Source organism: Nocardia sp. CA-136227 (genome assembly GCF_050955695.1).
Lineage (GTDB): Bacteria > Actinomycetota > Actinomycetes > Mycobacteriales > Mycobacteriaceae > Nocardia.
The window spans coordinates 4,552,105-4,572,030 of sequence record NZ_CP192081.1 but is presented as its reverse complement, the minus strand read 5'-3'; the positions used below and the strand labels follow the sequence as shown (position 1 = coordinate 4,572,030).

The window sequence follows — 19,926 nt, the reverse complement described above, 5'->3', positions numbered from 1 at the left end:
GCGCGCCGCCGCGCTCAGTTCCGGTGGTCCGCCGGGAAAATCGGCAGCCGCAACGCGCCCGGGGCGAACTCCGGCACCGCCGCCGACTTCGGTGCGACCGGGCTGATCCGACGGTACGCCGCGCCCAGTGGCGGTCGCGGATCGACGTCGTTTCGGTTGGGCCAGAACGCCATTGCGCGCTCGGCCTGCGCGGTGATGGTCAGCGACGGGTTCACGCCCAGGTTCGCCGTGACCGCCGAACCGTCGGCCACGTGCAGGCCCGGATGACCGAACACACGCTGATACGGGTCCACCACACCGCTTTCCGGCCCCTCACCGATGACGCAGCCGCCGATGTAGTGCGCGGTGGCGGGAATGTTGAACACGTCCATCGCCAGCATCTGCACATCGCCGTCGACGTGCTCGCCGAAGCGGCGGCCGACCTCGTGGGCCAAGGGGATCCAGGTCGGATTCGGCTTGCCCATACCCTGTTTCGTCTTCAGCTGCCCCCAGCGCCGGAACGAGGTCAGCGAATTGTCCAGCGACTGCATCACCAGCAGGATGACCGAGCGCTCCGAGGCCCGCCGCGCGTTGAGGCTGCGCGCGAACACCACCGGATGCAGCAGCATGGCCAGCAGGAAGCGCAGGAACCGGAACGCGCCGCCGTCGACGATCGGCACCGACAGCGGGAACAGGCCGTTCTGTCCCTTGCCGTAGTGACAGACCTCCACGTGGGTGTCGGGTTCGGGGTGGATGGAGGAGGTGATGGCGATGCCCTCGGCGAAATCGTCGCGGGACTTGCTCACCACATTGAGAATCGCCTCGGAGTTGGAGCGGGTCAGCTCGCCCAGCCGCGGCGACAGGTTCGGCAGCACGCCCTCGTCACGCATCTTGTGCAGCAGCTTCTGGGTGCCCAGCGCGGCCGCCGCGAACACCACCTGCTCGGCGGTGAACACCTTGCGGCCCTTGCGGACCCAGCGGTCCGAACGCTGTGTCTCGATGGCGTAGCCGCCGCCGGTCATGGGCCGCACCTTGGTGGCCGTGGTGAGTTCGAACACGTGGGCGCCGGCCTGCTCGGCCAGGTACAGGTAGTTCTTGGGGGTGGTGTTCTTGGCGTTGTGCGGGCAGCCGGTGAAGCAGCGCGCGCAGTGGATGCAGCCCCTGCGCCGCGGGCCCGCGCCGCCGAAGTAGGGGTCCTCGACCTCCTCGCCCGGGGCGGCCTCGTTGAAGAACACGCCGACCCGGGTGGGGTGGAAGGTGTCGCTCACCCCCAGATCGGCTGCCACCGAACGGATCACGTCGTCGGCCGGGGTCATGCGCGGGTTCTCGGTCACGCCGAGCATGCGCTGGGCCTGGTCGTAGTAGGGCGCGAGCTCGGAGCGCCAGTCGGTGATATGGGCCCACTGGCGGTCGGTGTAGAAGGCCGGGAGCGGCTCGTAGAGGGTATTGCCGTAGATCAGCGACCCGCCGCCCACGCCCGCCGCCGAGAACACCGCGCACTTGCCCAGCACGCTGATCCGCTGGGTGCCGGTCAGGCCCAGCCGTGGGGCCCAGATCGCCTTGCGCACATTCCAGTTCGTCTTGGGGATGTCCTCGGCGTTCCAGCGGCGGCCGGATTCCAGTACGGCCACGCGGTAGCCCTTCTCGCTCAGGCGCAGCGCGCTGACGCTGCCCCCGAAGCCGGAGCCGATCACGACGACGTCATAGTCGAAGTCGGGCATGGTCTTTCCTCTCGCGGTCCCAACCAGATGTGAGAAGGATTGCACACAACTCTCTCAGGGAGTAGGTTCGCGTCCGGCGCGGCGGCGTGCCCGGATGGTGATGGCGCGCCGATTGGGGTAGGACGGGGACTGTGACAACCGAGCGGAACGCCGAACCGGTGTACAGCGACCGCATCCTGACCGTGCCCAATGTGCTCAGCTTGGTGCGGCTGATCGGCGTACCGGTGTTCCTGTGGCTGCTGCTGGTCGAGAAGGCCGACGGCTGGGCCTTCGCGCTGCTGGTCGCCAGTGGTTTCACCGACTTCCTCGACGGCAAGCTGGCCCGGCTGTTGGATCAGTCGTCCAAATTGGGCGCGATCCTGGATCCCCTGGTCGACCGGCTCTACCTGCTGGCGACGCTGGGCGGCTTCCTGATTCGCGGCATCCTGCCCTGGTGGGTGGTGCTGATCCTGGTCGCCCGCGACGGCATCCTGACCCTCACCCTGGGCATCTACAAGCGCCGCGACCTGCCCCCGCCCGAGGTCATCTACCTGGGCAAGGCCGCCACCTTCGCGCTCATGTCGGCGCTGCCCTGGCTGCTGGCCGGGCAGATGGACTGGGCCGCCGCGGGTTTCGGCCGTGCCTTCGGTGGGGCATTCTTGATCTGGGGCACGGCGGTCTACGTCTGGACCGGAATCCTGTACCTCGGCAAAGCCCTCGCCGTGGCCCGAGCGATACCGCCCGTGCCACACCATGATCACTCCCGATAGGGTGTGCGGCGGACGGATCGACGACGATCCCGAGAGGAACCGCCCGTTGAAAGGACACTGCCAGTGACCGCAGTACCCGAGGATTTGCGCTACTCCGAGGAGCACGAGTGGGTGAGCAAGGTGGGTCCGACCCGGGTGCGGGTGGGCATCACCGATTACGCGCAGTCGCAGTTGGGTGACGTCGTGTTCGTGCAGCTGCCCGCGGTGGACTCCGAGGTCAAGTCCGGCGACAGCATCGCCGAGATCGAATCCACCAAGAGCGTGTCCGACATCTACGCGCCGCTGTCGGGCAAAGTCGTTGCGGTGAACGAGCTTCTGGACGCCGAGCCCGAGACGGTCAACTCCGACGCCTACGGTGACGGCTGGCTGTTCGACATCGAGACGGACTCGGCCGAAGCCCTCGACGCGGCGCTCGGCGAGCTCCTCGATGCCGCAGGTTATCAAGGAGTTATCGGAGGCTGAAGCAGCCTTCACAGTTCTACCTGCACGGGTACGCCCTGGCAGGGTACGGTCAATGCCAACAGAAGTGCGCGCAGCCGGTGCCCGGAATTTCCGGAACCCACCCGAGGCGGGGAGCGGCCGGAGCGCCGCATCGCTGAGGGCATCAATTGCTTGCATGGATTATTCGGTTCGAGGAGGAGAGCAAGGGTGAGCGAGAACAAGGACCCGGGTTACCAGGAAACGGCAGCAGAGACCACTTCGGTGTTCCGTGCCGACTTCCTGAACGAGGTCGACACGTCGCGCACCGAGCAGACCGGCGAGCAGCCGGTGCAGGGGGTGGAGGGTCTGCCCGCGGGCGCGGCCCTGCTGGTGGTCAAGCGTGGTCCGAACGCCGGTTCGCGCTTCCTGCTCGACCAGCCGACCACCTCGGCGGGACGCCATCCCGACAGCGACATCTTCCTGGACGATGTCACGGTCAGCCGTCGCCACGCGGAATTCCGCCAGGACGACGACACCTTCCAGGTCGTCGATGTGGGCAGCCTCAACGGCACCTACGTCAACCGTGAGCCGGTGGACTCCTCGGAGCTGCAGAACGGCGACGAGGTCCAGATCGGCAAGTTCCGTCTGGTCTTCCTGACGGGTCCGCGACCGGCGACGAGCGACTCGGCGCTATAGGACCGAGCGGAATGACTGGCGCAGCGCAGTGGACGCGCGGAGGCATGTCGATCGGCTCCGTGCTGGATCTCCTGCGTCCGGATTTTCCGGACATCACCATCTCCAAGATCCGATTCCTGGAATCGGAGGGCCTGATCAGCCCGGAGCGCACGCCCTCGGGATACCGCCGCTTCCATGTGGCGGATGTCGAGCGCCTGCGCTTCGTGCTGACCGCGCAGCGGGACCAGTACCTGCCGTTGAAGGTGATCAAGGAACAGCTCGAAGCGATCGACAGTGGGGCGGCGACGCTCGGAGTCCGGGAAGCGCGGGCCCGGGCGAACGCCGTGGGAGGCATCGTGCCCGAATCCCGAGGCATCCCGGAAACCCCGGATGCCTTGTCCGGCAACGGGAGCGGCCGGCTACGCCGGTTGAACGCCGTGCCCGGTGAGGTGTCGCCCGAGGAACTCCGGTTCGATCACGAAATCCGGATCACCCGGGCGGATCTGCTCGATCAGGCCGGCATCGACGAGAAGTTCCTCACCGAACTGATCCGGGCCAACCTGATCACCCCCGGCGCCGCCGGGTACTTCGACGGCGACGCCGTCACGCTCGCTCGCACCGCCAAGGCGCTGAGCGAATTCGGTTTGGAGGCAAGGCATCTGCGCGCCTTCAAGCTGGCCGCGGACCGTGAGGCCGCCATGGTGGCCCAGATCGCCGCGCCGATCGCCAAGAGTCGCGACGCCGATGCCCGCGCTCGCGCCGAGGAGACGGTCCGGGAATTGGCCGCACTGTCGCTGACGCTGCACACCTGCCTCGTGAAGACCTCGGTGCGCGCTTCCCTCGGCGGCTGAATTCTTCGCCTAGACTCGGTAATACAGCCGGGTTGGGCGGCCTGGTGAGGATCTGGGAGGCAGTGCGATGAGCGAAATGCGTGTGATCGGCATCCGTGTCGAACAGCCACAGAATCAGCCCGTGCTGCTGCTGCGTGAGGTGTCCGGGGACCGGTACCTGCCGATCTGGATCGGGCAGGCCGAGGCCACCGCGATCGTGCTGGAGCAGGAGGGCGTCACGCCCATCCGCCCGCTCACCCACGACCTGATCAAGATCCTGATCAAGGAGCTGGGCCACACCCTCAAAGAGGTGCGGATCGTAGATCTGCAGGAGGGCACCTTCTACGCCGACCTGGTCTTCGAGAACGATCTGCGCATCTCCGCGCGGCCCTCGGACTCGGTCGCCATCGCGTTGCGGGTGGGCTGCCCGATCTATGCCGAGGAGCCGGTGCTCGAGGAGGCCGGACTGGTCATGCCCGACGAGCGCGAGGACGAAGTCGAGAAGTTCAAGGAGTTTCTCGAATCGGTATCGCCGGACGATTTCAAGGCCACGGACAGCTGACCAACTCTTGACCGGGCAAAGCATCCGAAATGAGACATTTCCTAGTCTCTACCTCAGCTTTAGGGTGAGAAACACGCGCTCGGCCATGCTTTAACGGTGCCGATTTTGCGGCCACAATCAGGGGAGTAGCCTCGATTGTTAGGCCAACGCTCCAGAGTCGATCAAGAGCCCAGCCCTGATAGGCGCGCAGTAAGGGAGTAAGTCAGTGGGAGATCAACCGCAACCTCGCGATGTGGTGCAGCCAGGGCTGTTCCCCGATGACACTGTGCCCGACGAACTCGTCGGTTACCGCGTGCCCAGCGCGTGCCAGGTGGCCGGAATCACTTACCGGCAGCTCGACTACTGGGCCCGCACCGGACTGGTCGTCCCCTCCATCCGAAGCGCCACCGGATCCGGCAGCCAGCGGCTGTACTCGTTCAAGGACATCCTGGTCCTCAAGATCGTCAAGCGGCTGCTCGACGCGGGTATCTCGCTACAGAACATCCGCATCGCCGTGGACCACCTGCGCAGCCGCGGTGTCGAGGATCTCGCCGGAATCACCCTGTTCAGCGACGGGACCACGGTCTACGAATGCTCCTCCGCCGAAGAGGTGGTCGATTTACTGCAGGGTGGCCAGGGTGTGTTCGGCATCGCCGTGAGCGGCGCCATGCGCGAGCTCACCGGAGCGATCGCCAATTTCCCGGCCGAGCGCGCGGAGACCGCGTCCGCCACGGATCGCCCCGAGGACGAGCTCTCGTTCCGGCGCAAGGCGCGGATGAGCAAGACCGGTTAGTCCGGTCGGCAACATTCTTGTAACCTGCGGCCGCTTAGACTGACAGTGCGTCGCAGCCGTGCGGGAGAGTTCCGGGGATAGTCTCGGACGCCGAAGGAGCAGCACCTCCCCGTCAATCTCTCAGGCACAAGGGACCGTGCGGAGTTTCGACGCCTCTGGAAAGTGATGGCCGCGTGCCGTCCGCCCATGGTGAAAGGTCACCGGTCGCCAGGCCGGGGTCCGAATCTCTCAGGCATCGAGGACAGAGGGGGAGGGCAGACGACACGTCGACCCCATGGTCGACCCCCGCCCACCCCTTGGAGCAGCCGTGATCTGGACTCGATCCTTCGCCGACCGCCACATCGGCCCCGACAGCGGCGAAACCGGCCGCATCCTCGAGACCGTGGGCGTCGAGTCGCTGGACGAACTCGCCACCAGGGCCGTGCCCGCCAGCATCCTGGACGCCCCCGAGGGCAATGGCCTCACCGTGCTGCCCGACGCCGTCTCCGAACACGACGCGCTGGCCGAGCTTGCGGCACTGGCCAATTCGAACACCGTCGCCACCTCCATGATCGGGCTCGGGTACTACGACACCCTCACCCCACCGGTGCTGCTGCGCAACCTCGTCGAGAACCCGGCCTGGTACACCGCCTACACCCCCTACCAGCCCGAGATCAGCCAGGGCCGCCTCGAAGCGCTGCTCAACTTCCAGACCATGGTCGGCGACCTCACCGGCATGGAGGTCGCCAACGCGTCCATGCTCGACGAGGCCACCGCCGCCGCCGAGGCCATGACCCTGCTGCAGCGGGCCAACCGCAAGTCCAAGTCCGAGCGGCTGCTCATCGACACCGACCTGTTCCCGCAGACCCGCACCCTGCTCTACACCCGCGCCGAGCCGCTGGGCATCGAGATCGTGGAGGCCGACCTGGCCGACGGCGGGCTGCCCGAGGGCGACTTCTTCGGCGTCATCGTGCAGCATCCGGGCGCGTCCGGCCGGATCGTGGACTGGGCCCCGGTCATCGAGGCCGCCCACGAGCGCGGCGCGCTGGTCGCGGTGGGCGCGGACCTGCTCGCGCTGACCCTCGTCACCCCGCCCGGCGAGCAGGGCGCGGACGCCTGCTTCGGCACCACGCAGCGCTTCGGCGTGCCGCTGGGCTTCGGCGGGCCGCACGCGGGCTACCTCGCCGTGCACACCGCGCACGCGCGGCAGCTGCCCGGCCGTCTGGTGGGCGTCTCCGTCGACGCCGACGGCAACCTGGCCTACCGGCTCGCGCTGCAGACCCGTGAGCAGCACATCCGCCGCGAGAAGGCGACCTCCAACATCTGCACCGCGCAGGTGCTGCTGGCGATCCTGGCCGGCATGTACGCCTCCTACCACGGCGCGGACGGGCTGCGGTCGATCGCGCGCCGCGTGCACGGGCACGCGCAGTGGCTGGCCGCCGGTCTCGGCGACGCGGTGGTGCACCAGACCTACTTCGACACCGTCCTGGTGAACGTGCCCGGCGGCGCGGAATCCGTCGTGGCCAAGGCGAAGGGCGAGGGCATCAACCTGCGTCTCGTCGACGCCGACCACGTGGCCGTCGCCTGCGACGAGGTCACCACCGACACCCACGTGGTCGCGGTGCTCGACTGCTTCGGCGCGGAGGTTCCGGTCGGTCCCGAGGGCGCGCTGTTCCACGGCAAGCAGCGCCCGCACATCGAGGTCCGCACCTCCGAATACCTGACCGCGCCCGCGTTCACCAAGTACCGCACCGAGACCGCCATGCTGCGCTACCTGCGCGCGCTCTCGGACAAGGACATCGCGTTGGACCGCAGCATGATTCCGCTCGGCTCCTGCACCATGAAGCTCAACGCGGCCGCCGAGATGGAGGCCATCACCTGGCCCGGCTTCAACCGGGTCCACCCGTACGCGCCGGTCGAGGACGCGCCCGGCCTGATCAAGCTGATCGAGGACCTCGAGGGCTGGCTGTGCGCGGTCACCGGCTACGACCGGGTTTCCTTGCAGCCCAACGCCGGTAGCCAGGGCGAGTACGCTGGCCTGCTCGCGATCCGCCGCTACCACCTGGATCGTGGTGACTCCCACCGGGATACGTGCCTGATCCCGTCCAGCGCGCACGGCACCAACGCCGCCTCCGCGGCCATGGTCGGCATGCGGGTGGAGATCGTCAAGACCAGCCCCAACGGCGATATCGACCTCGACGACCTGCGCGCCAAGATCGCCGACCACGCCGAGCGGCTGGCCTGCATCATGATCACCTACCCGTCCACGCACGGCGTGTACGAGCACGAGGTGGCCGAGCTGTGCGGCCTGGTGCACGAGGCGGGCGGCCAGGTGTACGTCGACGGCGCGAACCTCAACGCCCTGGTCGGCTTGGCCCGTCCGGGCAAGTTCGGCGGCGACGTCAGCCACCTGAACCTGCACAAGACCTTCTGCATCCCGCACGGCGGCGGCGGTCCCGGCGTCGGCCCGGTCGCGGTGCGCGAGCACCTGGCCCAGTACCTGCCCGGCGACCCGCTGGTGAAGGGCTCGCACGCGGTGTCGGCGGCCATGTACGGTTCGGCGTCGATCCTCCCGATCACCTGGGCCTACATCCGCATGATGGGCGCCGACGGCCTGCGCCGCGCCACTCTCACCGCCATCGCGTCGGCCAATTACATTGCGCGCAAGCTGGACCCGCACTTCCCGGTCCTCTACACCGGCGACAACGGCATGGTCGCCCACGAGTGCATCCTCGACCTGCGCGAGATCACCAAGCGCACCGGCGTCACCGTCGACGACGTCGCCAAGCGCCTGGCCGACTACGGCTTCCACGCCCCCACCATGAGCTTCCCCGTCGCAGGCACCCTCATGGTGGAGCCCACCGAGAGCGAGAACCTCGAAGAACTCGACGCTTTCATCGAGGCCATGATCGCCATCAAGGGCGAGATCGACCAGGTCGAAGCCGGCGTCTGGCCCGTCGAGGACAACCCGCTGCGCGGCGCCCCCCACACCGCCGAATGCCTGGTCGGCGACTGGAACCACCCCTACACCCGCGAGACCGCCGTGTACCCGATGGGCGTCAAGCACACCCGCGCCAAGGTCTGGCCGTCCGTCCGCCGCATCGACGGCGCCTACGGCGACCGCAACCTGGTCTGCTCCTGTCCGCCGATGGACTCCTACGCCGACGCGGAGTGATCCGCCCCGGCTGAACAGGCAAGCGCCCCATCGGTTTACCGAACCGATGGGGCGCTCGTCGTTGTGGCGCAAGGTGAAACGGGTCAGGCGTGGACCGGCTTGTAGGTGGAGATCGCCCAGATCACCACGACGTCGAGGGCGATGATGAGGAGCGACCAGGCCGGGTAGTAGGGGATCCAGAGGAAGTTCTCCACGATGGACAGCGCCGCCAGCACGAGGGCGGCGGTGCGGCCCCAGGTGGAGCCCTTCAACAGGCCGATCGAGACGATGATCTGGACGATGCCGACACCGATGTGGATCCAGCCCCAGCCGGTGGTGTTCAGCTTGTAGATGTAGTCGTAGCCGACGACCAGCAGATCGTCCGACGCCACCGCGGAAATGCCCTGCAGGACCGAGAGCACGCCGATGACGAGCAGCAGAATGCCGGCACCGATGGTCGTTCCGGCGGCCAGGCCCTGCTTCAATGTGGGTTCGGGACCCGTACTGTGTGCCATCCGCCGAATATGCCACGAATTAGCTGGCGGATCCGGACATTACGGCCATGTGTTGCCGTGCTGTTGCTCGGTCCGGATCCGCCCGCTGGGTCAGGGCGTCGTCAGCGCCTGCGAGACCGCCGTGCCGAACGGCAGATCCGCGGTGGTGTTGACCTTCGTGTAGGTGCCGCCGGTGCGCTGGGTGAGCGTTTGCAGGGTCTGGGTTCCCGCGCCGCCGACCACGATCACGTCGATGCGCACCGGATGCGCCGGATCGGTCGCGGCGGCGATATCGGCGAGCAGCTGGTCACCGGTGACGGGGGAGTCGTCCTCGGGGCCGTCGGTGATGAGCAGGATCGAATTGGTGCGCGCGGCGGCGTAGTTGGCGAGCACGCTCTTGTAGGCCGCCTCCAGGGTGGGGTAGGTGCGGTCCTGCTTGGACTGGCTCGCGGTCACCGTGGTCAGGCCCTGGGCGAGGGCGTTGCGCTGGGCGTCGGTCAGCGGCGCGGTCGGGGTCAGCACCTTGTGCGCGTTCGCGCCGTCGAGGTTCTTGGAGTACTCCCACACGCCGAGCCCGAACTCCGGTGGCATCACGGTCATCGTGGACGACAGCGCGGCCACGGCATTGCCGAGCCGGGTGCCGAAGCCCTCGGTGGTGGACATGGAGGAGGAGACGTCGAGCAGGACGGTCGCCTGCACGCCCAGCACCGGGTGGGCCAGGATCTGATTCACCTTGTCCAGGACGGCCTTCGACGGTGCCTTCGTGGTCGCGGGGGCGGCCGCGCCGAAACCGTTGTCGGTGAACAGTTTCGACTGGTCGGGGGCGCGCAGGAAGTCGGAGAACAGGCCCGCGATGAGGTTCTGGGTCTGGTCGACCCAGGGGCCGGTGAGCTGTGCGGCGGGGAAATCGGCCACCGGGCCCGCGTTGTCGGGACGGTAGGCGGTCAGTCCCGCGTGGGCGCGAATCTGTTGTTCGGTGGCGGGCACGGCGTGCACCGGCCCGGCGGCGTCGGCCGCGCCGGCCAGATCGGCGAGCGCACCGGAAGCGTCCTTCACGGCGGGCGCGCTCGCGGCCAGACCGGAGATCGCGGAGACGACCTGTCCGGTGGCGACCGCCTTCTCGTCGAGCGGATCGGTACCGGAGACGCCCGACCCGACCGCGGCCGCGACGGCGACCGTCGTGTCACCGCCGGGCATGGCCAGGCGCAGCTTGCCCCACGCGGGCAGCCCGGCATCGGCCAGCGAACCGGTCTGCAGCCTGGCCAGATCCGCCCAGTGCACCTTCGAGGTATCGAGGGCTTGGCGCAATTCCTCGGGCACGGCAAGCACCACCGGGCTCACCGCGACCGGGGCCGGTGTGCCCGCGATCAAACCCGGCACCCGCATCTGCTCGACCGATCGCGAGGACTGCGGGATCCAGAGCGCGGGCTGCGGACCCAAGGCCGGGTCCCACTTGTTCGCGACGAACGCCGCCACCATCGCCGCCGACGGCTGTGCGGTCACCGCCACCTGCGCGCAGTGATCGCGAACATGCGGCGCGGTGGCATTGAACCGATCCGCGGCGGCCTTCACCGGTGCCAGAATGTCCGGATCGACGGTCACCGCCAGCGTGGCGGTCCCCTCCACGCACGACGACGCGGCCCGGCTGTCCTTCTCCTTCGACCGATTCGACAACCAGGCCCAGCCGACGACCGCCAGCACTAAGACAATCACCGCGACGACTGCGATAACCGGTCCTTTGCTGACACCTCGTGACCCGCCCGCGGCGCGATGAGTACCCACGAGCGCCCATCCTATGTTGACGCCCACCACCCCACCGGTTCCAGCCGGTAACGCCCATCCCGACCGGCACGAGAACGGGCGGCCACCCCGTTCTGGCGAGGTGACCGCCCGTGCTACCAACTCCCACATCGGGGGTTCAGGGGCAGAGCCCCCGCAGTCCCCGGGGGTTCGGGGGCGAAGCCCTGAGAGTCCCGAGAGTTGGGCTAGTCGCGGATCATCTTGCCGCGGTCGTACTCGTGCCCGCCCCAGACGCCGGACTGGCCGGTGCGGGCCGCGAAGTCACCGCAGTCACGGCGGATCGGGCAGCCCGCGCAGATGCCGCGGGCGTAGTCGAAGTCCTGCGACGGGTACGGGAACCACGCCTCGTGGTTCGGGTCACCCTTGCAGGCCGCGCGCGCCCAGTAGTCCTTCGAGTCGGAGATGGGGAGCAGATCCGCCAGGGTCTGCTCCTGCAGTGCAATGTTCGTCATCGGATCTCGCTCCTTTCATGTCCGATCACGCGTGATGGCTGTGTGTCGTTCCTCGAGTCAGGAAGCCGCCAGTTCCTTCCAGATCTGGCGCTGGGCCCGCTCTCTGTCATTGGGGGCCTTGGGCTCCCACAGCAGGCGCATGCCGGCCTCCGCGGGAGTCCGGTCCGCCTTGTACGTATTGCAGGGACCGCACGCGGCGATGAGGTTGGCCCAGGTATTGGGCCCGCCCCTCGACCGCGGGCGGATGTGGTCCACGGTGCGGGCCCAGCCGGAGCAGTACCCGCAGCGGTACCGGTCGCGGCGCAGCACCGCCGGGAGGGTGGCGCGGCTGTCGTCGTCGTGCGTCAGGATCCGGTGCTCGAGGTAGATGTAGCGGGTGAGCCGGACGGTCTCCGGCAGCGCCACCTCCACGTGCCGCGAGCGGATCGGGAAGTGCGGCTGCCGTTCGGCGACGGTCTCGGCGGCCCCGCCGAGCAGCAGCACCACCGCGCGCTCGGCGCGGATCGTGGTCAGCGCCTCGTAGGAGGCGTTGAGCAGTAGCACTCCGGCGTGTATCCAATTGTCGGTGGTTATCTCCGGGTCTTCGGCATGACGGAACAGCATGGGGGTCACCATGTTTCGTGAAAGGGATCGAACAGGAAAAGGGGGCCGGCCGGTTACGAATGGGCCCGGAGACGGCCGAAGCCCCGGTACTGTTCGTCGATACTCGGATTCAAAGCCGTCTCCCCCTTCCTGCTGGTCACGACCGTGTCGGTCGGCTGATCTTCGATGAATCACATGGTGGCACAACGACGCTGCGTTGTCGGCTGATTTTTTCCGCCCCCGGTGCATGGAGAACGATCCGCGACGGCCGTTTGTTCCCCACACTGGAAAGGTGACGATCGACGCTTGGGCTCAGCATCCGACGGAGCGGTTTCTCGCGCGCGACATCTTCGATTCGCTGCGACGGTGGACCGGGGGAGCGATTCCCACCGGCGAGATCCCGTTGAAGGCGACGCTGGCGGCCATGGACGCGGGCGGCATCGACCGGGCGCTCATCTCGGCGTGGTGCGCGCCGGAGGGCACGCTCATCTCCAATGACGAGGTCGCCGCGTGGGTGGCCGAGGCCCCGGACCGCCTGACCGCCGTGGCCTCGGTGGACCTGCGGAAACCCATGGAATCGGTGCGTGAGCTGCGGCATCGGGTGCGCGACGAGGGCTTCGCGGCGGTCCGCGTGCTGCCGTGGCTGTGGGAGGTGCCGCCGACCGACGCCCGCTTCTATCCGCTCTACGCCGCCTGCGTGGACCTCGGGATCCCGTTCTGCACGCAGGTCGGGCACACCGGTCCGCTGCGGCCCTCGGAGCCGGGCCGCCCGATTCCCTATATCGACCGCGTCGCCCTGGACTTCCCGGAGCTGACCATCGTGTGTGGTCACGTCGGCTATCCGTGGACCGAGGAGATGATCGCGGTGGCCCGCAAACACGAGAACGTGGTGATCGACACCTCGGCCTACACCACGAAAAGGCTGCCGCCCGAACTCGTCTCGTATCTGACGTCCGCGAGCGGGCGGCGCAAGGTGCTGTTCGGCACCAACTATCCGATGATCCTGCCCCAGCACGCTCTCGACGGTCTGGACGCGCTGGGCCTGGACGACGAGACCCGCGAGCTGTATCTGGACGGCAACGCGCGTCGCGTCTTCGGGCTCTGACGCGGCGCGCGGGGGTCGTGCGATATCAGGCGGCGGGCGCCGGACCGGCGACCGAGCCGTGGGTCCCGGTGTGCTGGGGCAGCTCCTCGTCGAGGGGAATCCAGTCCTCGTGCCGCTGCGAGATCCGCCCGCCGGCGACGGCGATGGCCGTGACGGCGAGGTCGACGGCCAGGGCGGCATCGTCCTCGTCCATGGCCAGGATCGACAGGCTCAGCGGTTGCGCGGTCAGGCTCGGTCCCGGCGTGGGAGCGAGGGGGTCGGTGGTCGCGGCCGCCGGGCAGCCGGTGGACAGCATGATCGCGGCGGCCAGGAATTCGACCGGGGTGGCCGCGGCCAGCCGCGCGCCCTGGGCCGCCGCGCTGATCAGGCTGTGCGGCGTCGGAAGTCCCTGCGGCAACGGCAGAGTGGGGACCGCGCCCCAGCGGTGCAGCGGCGGGAACATGTCGAAGTCGGAGCGGCCCAGCCAGCGGCGGTGGCACAGGAGGGCGAGCCGCGAGGCGGTGTCGCGCAATCGGGTCTGCTCGGCTTGGAAGCTGAGCGTGATCCGCCGGTAGGGCGGCAGCGCGATCGGGCGGGGAGCGGAAGGAACAATCACTACGGTCATGAGGCAGCTCGTTCTCTTCGCGGCGGGGTCAACCCTGCACGTCGGCCGGCATCGGGGTGGTGCGGCTGCGGCGCCAGGCCGCGCCGAGAGACAGCGCCGAGACAGCGAACATCGCCATCAGGATCAGCGTCGCGAAGAACAGCGTCGCGCTGGCCTCGAGACTGCGGCTGCTGTGGTACCAGATCGCGATGGCCGCCAGAATGGGACCGCTGGTCAGGAGCGCCGGTATTAAAGACAGCAAACCAATAGCAAATAATATTGATTGTGGCGGGGCTTGCTTGACCGCGTCGAACCATGCAGCGAAGCGCTGGCTTTCCCTCGGCGGCGTTGCTGTCCCGACCATTCTTGCGACACCTCCACATCGTCCGAAAATGCGGTCCCACCAGTACGGCCTGAGTGACGTTAGCGCATCGAACGGTTTCGGAAGGTGAAGTTTTATCGAAAGGTGACCACTCGGTTTGTTCTGTCGCGCATGGATCGCGGCGTTTTCTCGCCCGGCCTCGTCATTCGCCGCTCATTAACTATGGTCGACCGACCAGTTTTGTGATGCTCGTCGCTTCGGCGATGGGCGAGTCGCGCGGAAATCCCCGATCCGCGCGGCCGCCTATGGACCCGTCTAGAGCTGGACGGGAAGCTCCTTCAGCCCGTGCATGAGGGTGCTCGGATGCCATTCCAGCTCCTGTGCCGGCCGCGCCAGCCGCAGATCCGGGAATCGGGAGAGCAAGGCCGAGAAGGCGACTCGCGCTTCCAGCCGGGCCAGGGGAGCGCCGACGCAGAAGTGGATGCCGTGGCCGAAGGCCAGATGGCCGCCGGTGTCGCGGGTCGGATCCAGGGCGTCGGGTTCCTGGTAGCGCTCCGGGTCGCGGTTGGCGGCGGGGAGTGCGACGAAGACGAATTCGCCTGCGGGGATGTCGGTTCCGGCGATGGTGACCGGTTCGGCCGTGTGGCGGACTGTGCTCATGTTCACCGGTCCGTCGAAGCGCAGGAACTCCTCGATGGCGGCCGGAATCGCCTCCGGATCGGTCTGTAAGGCGCGCAACTGTTCCGGATTGCGCAGCAGGGCGAGGGTGCCGTTCGCGATCAGGTTCACGGTGGTGTCGTGGCCCGCGATCAACAGCAGCGTGGCCATCCCGACCAGTTCGGTCTCGGTCAGGGTGTCGCCATCGTCGGCCGGCAGCACCAGCGCCGACAGCAGATCCGATTCGGGGCGTTCCCGTTTCGCCCGCACCAGCCCGGTCAGATAGTCCGCCATGGCCGCCGCGGCGCCGGCCCGATTCTCCTCCAGCCCCGCCACCGCGACGAGCGCCCGAGTCCACTCCTGGAAATCGTCGCGATCCCCGAGCGGCACTCCCAGCAACTCGCAGATCACCGTGATCGGCAGCGGTTCCGCGAACTCGCGCAGCAGATCCACTTCGTCCCGGCTCGCCAGCGCGTCCAGCAGCCCGTCGGTGATCTCCTCGATTCGAGGCGCCAGCTCGGCGACCCGCCGCGGGGTGAACGCCCGGGTCACCAGCTTCCGCAACCGTGTATGCCCCGGCGGATCGGTGCTCAGCATGTGGGTGAGGACCGCCAGCTGCTTCGGATCCGACGGCGGCGCACCGCGTTTGCGGCTGAGCAGCTCGTCGTTGACCGCCGCCGCCTTGTGCAACCGCGGATCGTTCAACGCGGCCCGCCCCGCCGCGTAGTCCAGCACGACCCACCGCACGATCCCGTCCGGGAATCGCACCTGCCGCACCGGGCCGTCCTCGCGCCAGCGACGGTAGTGGGCGTGCGGGTCGGCGAAGAATTCCGGACCGAGCGATTCGATACGGTCCAGGGCTTCGAGATCGGCCATGGTTTCGACAGTAGCCGATGGAATCTGTTGCGGCGAAGGCTGTTTCGCGGCTATGTAAAGAATTCTGTACATAGTGTCGTATTTTCTTTACACTCATGCCATGCCCTACGAGGAGAAGCGAACCTGGATCCTGGTGTCGCGGCCGTCGTCTCGTATGCGATCTACCTGATCGTCGTGCTGGCGCGGGCGCGGCAGACCGCGTTGGTGGACGTCGCCTATGTCTCGCCCATGCTGTGGGCGATCGGCGGCTCCGTCGCGGCCTCGATCGTGGCCGGTATCGCCGTCGCGATCGGATCCCGGGATCGGGACCGGCGCGACGACCGCGACCGCGAAATCGATCTGCGTGGAGCGCATATCGGCCAGGCCTTCGTCGTACTCGGGGCGGTGGCGGCGCTGGTGCTGGCCCTGGCGAACGGCGACAGATTCTGGATCGCCAATGTCATCTACCTCGGGTTCACGCTGTCCGCGGTCGTCGGCGCGACCGCCAAACTCGTCGCCTACCGGCGGGGGATGTGGCCATGGTGAAACCCACGAAGGTCACCAACAACATTCGCGCCCTGCGGTTCTCGCATGGCGAGATGACCCAGGCCGAGCTGGCCGACCGGCTCGGCGTGACCCGGCAGACCGTCAACGCCATCGAACAGGGCAAGTACTCACCGTCGCTGGAGATGGCGTTCCAGATCGCCCGGGTGTTCGGTGCACCACTGGACGAGATCTTCGAGTATCCGGAAGAAGAAGAGTCGTGAAAGCTATCACCCAGGACGTCTACGGCACCGTTGATGTGTTGTCCTACAGTGATATTCCCACCCCGCAGGCGGGCCCGGACGGGGTTCTCGTCCGGGTCCGCGCCGCGGGTGTGGACCCCAGTGTCTGGCACATGATGACCGGCGAACCGCTGGTCGCCCGGCTCGCGCTGGGCCCCGGCAAACCTCGGGAGCGGGTGCGCGGCTGGGACGTCGCGGGCATCGTCGAAGCGGTCGGCCCGCAGGTCACCGCATTCGAGCGCGGAGACGAGGTCTTCGGGACGGTCCCCGGTTCGTTCGCCGAATTCGCCGCCGCCCCCGCGGCCAAGCTGCAACACAAGCCCGCAAACCTGAGCTTCGAACAGGCTGCGGCGCTGCCGATCTCGGGCACGACCGCGCTCACCGGTTTGCGCGACGCGGGCCGCATCGAAGCCGGTCAGCGCGTGCTGATCATCGGCGCCTCCGGCGGTGTCGGTCACCTGGCGGTCCAGCTTGCCAAGCACTACGGCGCGGCGGTGACCGGTGTGTGCTCGGGCGCGTCCGCGGGCTTCGTCACCGGGCTCGGCGCCGATCACGTCATCGACTACCGGACCGAAAAGCTCAGCGGCCGTTACGACCTCATCCTCGATATGGCCGGAAACCGCCCGCTGGCGTTGTTGCGCTCCCTGCTGACCGAGACCGGCACCCTGGTGCTCGGCGGTGGTGAGGGCGGCGGCCGCTTCTTCGGCGGCCTGGGCCGTTCGGTGCGTGCCGAGTTGCTCTCGCCCTTCGCGCGGCAGCGTCTGCGCGCCCTGCTTGTCCTGCCCAAGCCCGAAGCCCTGGTCGCGCTCGCCGAACTCGCGACCGCGGGCGCGGTCGTCCCGCACATCGACCGCACCTACGCCCTGTCCGAAGCGCCCGCCGCCATCACGCACCTGGCCGCCGGCCACTCGCGCGGCAAATCGGTCATCGTGGTCAGCTGACTCGGAAAACGGCCGATCGGCTCCGGCCATGACACTGCCCGGCGCACAGGTGAATCAGCAAGGTCGGCGGACTGGCGCGGGGCCGTGGTCCTGATAGACGCCATCGGGGGCATCCGTCGGCAGGGTCAGTCCAGTCGGCCGTAGATCAGGCGCAGGATCGCTTCGGTCAGGTCGTCGAGGCCGCGAGTCACCTCGTTCGGGGGCGCCGCGGACAACTGCGACAGCCGGCCGTCGCGCATCAGGGTGACGAGAGTCGCCAGCGTTGCCGAGTCGATGCCCTCGGGTGCGAGGCCGGCCGCGCGGTCGCGCTCGATCTTGGCGGCCAGCGCGCTGGTGAATCGGTTCTGGATGGTGGCGATGAATTCGGTCAGTGGCGGGTAGTTGTTGTCGTAACCCTCCAGTGAGCAGACCAGGATCGTGCTGTTGTCGTGCCAGATCGCGGCCGTCCCCGCGAGTTGGGTGCGCAGGAGTTCGCGCTGCGGGCCGGCGGACGGCAGCCAGACGTGGGTCTTGGCGTAGCCGTCGCTCACGTCCTCCATCAGGCGCGCGAGAACCGCGTGTTTGGACGGGAAATAGAAGTAGAAGCTGGTGCGCGAAATGCCTGTCGCGGTGGTGATGTCGTCGACGGTCAAGTTGGCCATCGGCTTCTCGGTCAGCAGTCGGCGGGTCGCGTCGAGGATCTCGGCCTCGCGCTGATCACCCTTCGACACGGCGCCGCGGCGGCGCAGTCCTTCGGTCGTGACTCGGGTCTGGTTCACCTTGCGTCCGCCCTGCTGCGCCATGTGTTCACCCTATTCGAGTTCCATTCCTGCAATGGACGTGGCGTCTATCATAATCGACACTGTGTCGATTCCGTCGTAGGGTTTCACGAATGACCTCCCCGCTCGAGCATCGGCGTTCCCCCTCGCCGACCGCGATCATGCTGACCATGGCCAGCACCGTGTTCCTTCTGGCCATGGCCCAGACCCTGCCGGTGCCCGCGCTGCCGCAGATCGGTGTGCAGCTCGGTGTCTCGGCGACCACCGTCGGATGGGTCACGACCGCGACCATGCTGGCCGCCTCGGCGCTGACGCCGCTGCTCGGGCGATTGGGGGATGTCTACGGACACAAGCCGGTCATCCTGGCGACGCTGGCGGTGACGCTGGCCGGCAGCTTGATCGCGGCCTCGGCGCACAGCATCGATCTGCTCATCGTCGGAAGGGCCTTGCAGGGGGCCAGTTTCGGACTGTTCCCGCTGGCGATCAGCGTGCTGCGCCATGAACTTCCCGCCGAGCGCCTGACCGGGGCGCTGGCCGTCACCGCGTCCACGCTGGGTGTGGGCAGCGGTGTCGCGCTGGTGGCCACGGGTCTGCTGACGCAGGGCGGCGCGGATTACCGTCGCATCTTCTGGCTGTGCGTCGTGCTGACGGTGGTGGTGCTGGCGCTGGCGTTCTTCACCCTGCCGCGGCGCGCGGGCCAGAGAGGTCGCGTCGACTATGTGGGCGCCGCCGTCCTCGGTGTCGGTCTGGTCTGCTTGCTGCTGCCGATTTCCCAAGGCCACGAATGGGGTTGGGGCAGCGCCCGGGTGATCGGACTGTTCATCGCCGCGGTGGTCGTGCTGGCCGGGTTCCTGGTGCTGCAGTCCAAGCTGCGTTCGCCGCTGGTGGCGACCTCGTTGCTGGCGCATCGCCCGGTCGCGGTGACCAATCTGGCCAGCTTCTGCGTCGGTTTCGCGATGTTCAGCGTGTTCCTCGGGGCGACCTACTTCGTGGCGACGCCGCGGGCGCTGGCGGGCTTCGGTTTCGACGCCTCCGTACTGCGCACCAGCGTGGCCTTCATGCTGCCGGGTGCGGTGGTCTCGGTCGTGATGGGCCCGATCGCCGGCCGCCTGGTCGGGCGGATCGGGGCGCGCTACGTCCTCTTGCTCGCCTGCGTCATCGGCCTGTTCGCGCTCACCGCCCTGGCGCTGCTGCACACGACCAGCTCGGAAGTCGTTGTCGCATTGATCATCGCGAACGCCGCCATCGCGATCGCCTACGCCGCCATGCCCGCTCTCCTGGTCGCCAATGTGGCGCCGCACGAGACCGGCATCGCCAACTCGATCAACTCGATCATGCGCACCGTCGGCGGCGCGATCGGCAGCGCACTGGTCGTCACCATCCTCACCAGCGACACTCTCGGCCACGCCCTGCCCAACGGTGCGGTGATCGCGCTCCCTGCCGAAGAGGCCTACCGCATCGCCTTCCTGACGGGTGCGGCCTTCTTCGCGGTGGCAGCGCTGCTGGCCGGCTTCGGCCTCGGCCACACCGGCCGCCGCCTGACCCCGCACGAGGTCGAGGAGGACGCCGCCTTGGCTTCCGCCGGCGAATTCGCCACCGCCTCCGCCGCCCTCTGATCCGAAAACGCCCGAACCCCTCCGCCGTCCGTACGGTGGAGGGGTTCGCGCTGTCGTCCGCGCGGTCTTACAGCGGGATCGGGCCCGCCGAGCCCGAGGTGAACCACGACACGGTCGCGTTGACGTGGGTCAGGA

21 protein-coding genes and 1 riboswitch are annotated in these 19,926 nt (G+C 68.1%); of the genes, 12 read left to right on the top strand and 9 right to left on the bottom strand.

Annotation, left to right across the window (positions count from 1 at the left end):
• Window positions 1–14: 14 nt before the first annotated feature.
• Entirely contained in the window at window positions 15–1,700 is a 1,686-nt protein-coding gene (locus tag ACQP06_RS21045) for a GMC oxidoreductase (RefSeq protein ID WP_433666211.1), read from the bottom strand.
• Window positions 1,701–1,831: 131 nt separating this feature from the next.
• On the opposite strand from ACQP06_RS21045, the gene ACQP06_RS21040 reads away from it, so the two are divergent.
• From ACQP06_RS21040 to gcvP, 7 genes are all read left to right on the top strand, one after another.
• Window positions 1,832–2,449 carry a CDP-alcohol phosphatidyltransferase family protein gene (locus tag ACQP06_RS21040; RefSeq protein WP_357085007.1) on the top strand — a complete coding sequence of 206 codons (618 nt, stop codon included), beginning with the start codon at window positions 1,832–1,834 and terminating at the stop codon, window positions 2,447–2,449.
• A gap of 63 nt (window positions 2,450–2,512) precedes the next feature.
• Window positions 2,513–2,911, top strand: coding sequence for a glycine cleavage system protein GcvH (gene gcvH, locus ACQP06_RS21035; protein WP_379272402.1), 399 nt, complete (start codon window positions 2,513–2,515; stop codon window positions 2,909–2,911).
• 186 nt (window positions 2,912–3,097) lie between these two features.
• Entirely contained in the window at window positions 3,098–3,565 is a 468-nt protein-coding gene (gene garA, locus ACQP06_RS21030; protein ID WP_213555026.1) for a glycogen accumulation regulator GarA, read from the top strand.
• A 44-nt stretch (window positions 3,566–3,609) separates the two neighbouring features.
• Window positions 3,610–4,395, top strand: coding sequence for a transcriptional regulator FtsR (ftsR, locus tag ACQP06_RS21025; protein ID WP_433666210.1), 786 nt, complete (start codon window positions 3,610–3,612; stop codon window positions 4,393–4,395).
• Between the two features lie 67 nt (window positions 4,396–4,462).
• Window positions 4,463–4,936, top strand: coding sequence for a bifunctional nuclease family protein (locus ACQP06_RS21020; protein ID WP_040807814.1), 474 nt, complete (start codon window positions 4,463–4,465; stop codon window positions 4,934–4,936).
• Between the two features lie 205 nt (window positions 4,937–5,141).
• Window positions 5,142–5,708, top strand: coding sequence for a MerR family transcriptional regulator (locus ACQP06_RS21015; protein ID WP_357200843.1), 567 nt, complete (start codon window positions 5,142–5,144; stop codon window positions 5,706–5,708).
• A gap of 51 nt (window positions 5,709–5,759) precedes the next feature.
• Window positions 5,760–5,855, top strand: a riboswitch (glycine riboswitch).
• Between the two features lie 160 nt (window positions 5,856–6,015).
• Window positions 6,016–8,862, top strand: a complete 2,847-nt coding sequence (gcvP, locus tag ACQP06_RS21010; protein ID WP_433666209.1) for an aminomethyl-transferring glycine dehydrogenase — start codon at window positions 6,016–6,018, stop codon at window positions 8,860–8,862.
• 83 nt (window positions 8,863–8,945) lie between these two features.
• On the opposite strand, the gene ACQP06_RS21005 is transcribed toward gcvP, so the two are convergent.
• The 4 genes from ACQP06_RS21005 to ACQP06_RS20990 all read right to left on the bottom strand — a co-directional run bounded on the left by ACQP06_RS21005 (window position 8,946) and on the right by ACQP06_RS20990 (window position 12,190).
• Window positions 8,946–9,356: a DUF7144 family membrane protein gene (locus tag ACQP06_RS21005; RefSeq protein WP_433666208.1), complete on the bottom strand. Its 411-nt coding sequence runs from the start codon at window positions 9,354–9,356 to the stop codon at window positions 8,946–8,948.
• A gap of 90 nt (window positions 9,357–9,446) precedes the next feature.
• A complete protein-coding gene (locus ACQP06_RS21000) occupies window positions 9,447–11,048 on the bottom strand; it encodes a VWA domain-containing protein (protein WP_433666207.1) in 1,602 nt (533 codons plus the stop codon).
• Between the two features lie 272 nt (window positions 11,049–11,320).
• A complete protein-coding gene (locus tag ACQP06_RS20995; protein WP_379280559.1) occupies window positions 11,321–11,587 on the bottom strand; it encodes a WhiB family transcriptional regulator in 267 nt (88 codons plus the stop codon).
• Between the two features lie 57 nt (window positions 11,588–11,644).
• Window positions 11,645–12,190 carry an HNH endonuclease gene (locus tag ACQP06_RS20990; protein ID WP_433666206.1) on the bottom strand — a complete coding sequence of 182 codons (546 nt, stop codon included), beginning with the start codon at window positions 12,188–12,190 and terminating at the stop codon, window positions 11,645–11,647.
• Window positions 12,191–12,461: 271 nt separating this feature from the next.
• Here ACQP06_RS20990 and ACQP06_RS20985 point away from each other — a divergent pair, with 271 nt between their 5' ends.
• A complete protein-coding gene (locus ACQP06_RS20985; protein ID WP_433666205.1) occupies window positions 12,462–13,274 on the top strand; it encodes an amidohydrolase family protein in 813 nt (270 codons plus the stop codon).
• 25 nt (window positions 13,275–13,299) lie between these two features.
• Here ACQP06_RS20985 and ACQP06_RS20980 read toward each other — a convergent pair whose 3' ends face one another.
• The 3 genes from ACQP06_RS20980 to ACQP06_RS20970 form a co-directional block, all read right to left on the bottom strand.
• Window positions 13,300–13,878: a hypothetical protein gene (locus tag ACQP06_RS20980; RefSeq protein WP_433666204.1), complete on the bottom strand. Its 579-nt coding sequence runs from the start codon at window positions 13,876–13,878 to the stop codon at window positions 13,300–13,302.
• A 28-nt stretch (window positions 13,879–13,906) separates the two neighbouring features.
• Window positions 13,907–14,221 (bottom strand): hypothetical protein, encoded by a 315-nt coding sequence (locus tag ACQP06_RS20975; RefSeq protein WP_433666203.1) that lies wholly within the window; start codon window positions 14,219–14,221, stop codon window positions 13,907–13,909.
• A gap of 273 nt (window positions 14,222–14,494) precedes the next feature.
• On the bottom strand, window positions 14,495–15,712 hold the full coding sequence (locus ACQP06_RS20970) for a cytochrome P450 family protein (protein ID WP_433666202.1): 1,218 nt from the start codon (window positions 15,710–15,712) through the stop codon (window positions 14,495–14,497).
• Between the two features lie 174 nt (window positions 15,713–15,886).
• Between ACQP06_RS20970 and ACQP06_RS20965 the strand changes: the two genes are divergently transcribed.
• From ACQP06_RS20965 to ACQP06_RS20955, 3 genes are read left to right on the top strand one after another with little or no spacing between them, the layout of a single operon-like run.
• Entirely contained in the window at window positions 15,887–16,237 is a 351-nt protein-coding gene (locus ACQP06_RS20965) for a hypothetical protein (RefSeq protein WP_433666201.1), read from the top strand.
• Window positions 16,231–16,458: a helix-turn-helix transcriptional regulator gene (locus ACQP06_RS20960; protein WP_433666200.1), complete on the top strand. Its 228-nt coding sequence runs from the start codon at window positions 16,231–16,233 to the stop codon at window positions 16,456–16,458. The genes ACQP06_RS20965 and ACQP06_RS20960 overlap by 7 nt, the downstream gene beginning before the upstream one ends.
• Window positions 16,455–17,417, top strand: a complete 963-nt coding sequence (locus ACQP06_RS20955) for an NAD(P)-dependent alcohol dehydrogenase (protein WP_433666199.1) — start codon at window positions 16,455–16,457, stop codon at window positions 17,415–17,417. The genes ACQP06_RS20960 and ACQP06_RS20955 overlap by 4 nt, the downstream gene beginning before the upstream one ends.
• Window positions 17,418–17,542: 125 nt before the next feature.
• Here the strand turns inward: ACQP06_RS20955 and ACQP06_RS20950 are convergent, their stop codons facing one another.
• Window positions 17,543–18,199 carry a TetR/AcrR family transcriptional regulator gene (locus tag ACQP06_RS20950; protein ID WP_433666198.1) on the bottom strand — a complete coding sequence of 219 codons (657 nt, stop codon included), beginning with the start codon at window positions 18,197–18,199 and terminating at the stop codon, window positions 17,543–17,545.
• Window positions 18,200–18,288: 89 nt separating this feature from the next.
• Between ACQP06_RS20950 and ACQP06_RS20945 the strand changes: the two genes are divergently transcribed.
• Window positions 18,289–19,791 (top strand): MFS transporter, encoded by a 1,503-nt coding sequence (locus ACQP06_RS20945; RefSeq protein ID WP_433666197.1) that lies wholly within the window; start codon window positions 18,289–18,291, stop codon window positions 19,789–19,791.
• Window positions 19,792–19,926 lie beyond the last annotated feature (135 nt).

Excerpts from the sequence above, each read along its gene's own strand:
- ACQP06_RS21045 (WP_433666211.1), bottom strand. The coding sequence starts at position 1,700 with ATGCCCGACTTCGACTATGACGTCGTCGTGATCGGCTCCGGCTTCGGG.
- ftsR (WP_433666210.1), top strand. The coding sequence starts at position 3,610 with ATGTCGATCGGCTCCGTGCTGGATCTCCTGCGTCCGGATTTTCCGGAC.
- ACQP06_RS21020 (WP_040807814.1), top strand. The coding sequence starts at position 4,463 with ATGAGCGAAATGCGTGTGATCGGCATCCGTGTCGAACAGCCACAGAAT.
- ACQP06_RS21005 (WP_433666208.1), bottom strand. The coding sequence starts at position 9,356 with ATGGCACACAGTACGGGTCCCGAACCCACATTGAAGCAGGGCCTGGCC.
- ACQP06_RS20995 (WP_379280559.1), bottom strand. The coding sequence starts at position 11,587 with ATGACGAACATTGCACTGCAGGAGCAGACCCTGGCGGATCTGCTCCCC.
- ACQP06_RS20990 (WP_433666206.1), bottom strand. The coding sequence starts at position 12,190 with ATGCTGTTCCGTCATGCCGAAGACCCGGAGATAACCACCGACAATTGG.
- ACQP06_RS20980 (WP_433666204.1), bottom strand. The coding sequence starts at position 13,878 with ATGACCGTAGTGATTGTTCCTTCCGCTCCCCGCCCGATCGCGCTGCCG.
- ACQP06_RS20975 (WP_433666203.1), bottom strand. The coding sequence starts at position 14,221 with ATGGTCGGGACAGCAACGCCGCCGAGGGAAAGCCAGCGCTTCGCTGCA.
- ACQP06_RS20970 (WP_433666202.1), bottom strand. The coding sequence starts at position 15,712 with ATGGCCGATCTCGAAGCCCTGGACCGTATCGAATCGCTCGGTCCGGAA.
- ACQP06_RS20960 (WP_433666200.1), top strand. The coding sequence starts at position 16,231 with ATGGTGAAACCCACGAAGGTCACCAACAACATTCGCGCCCTGCGGTTC.
- ACQP06_RS20950 (WP_433666198.1), bottom strand. The coding sequence starts at position 18,199 with ATGGCGCAGCAGGGCGGACGCAAGGTGAACCAGACCCGAGTCACGACC.
- ACQP06_RS20945 (WP_433666197.1), top strand. The coding sequence starts at position 18,289 with ATGACCTCCCCGCTCGAGCATCGGCGTTCCCCCTCGCCGACCGCGATC.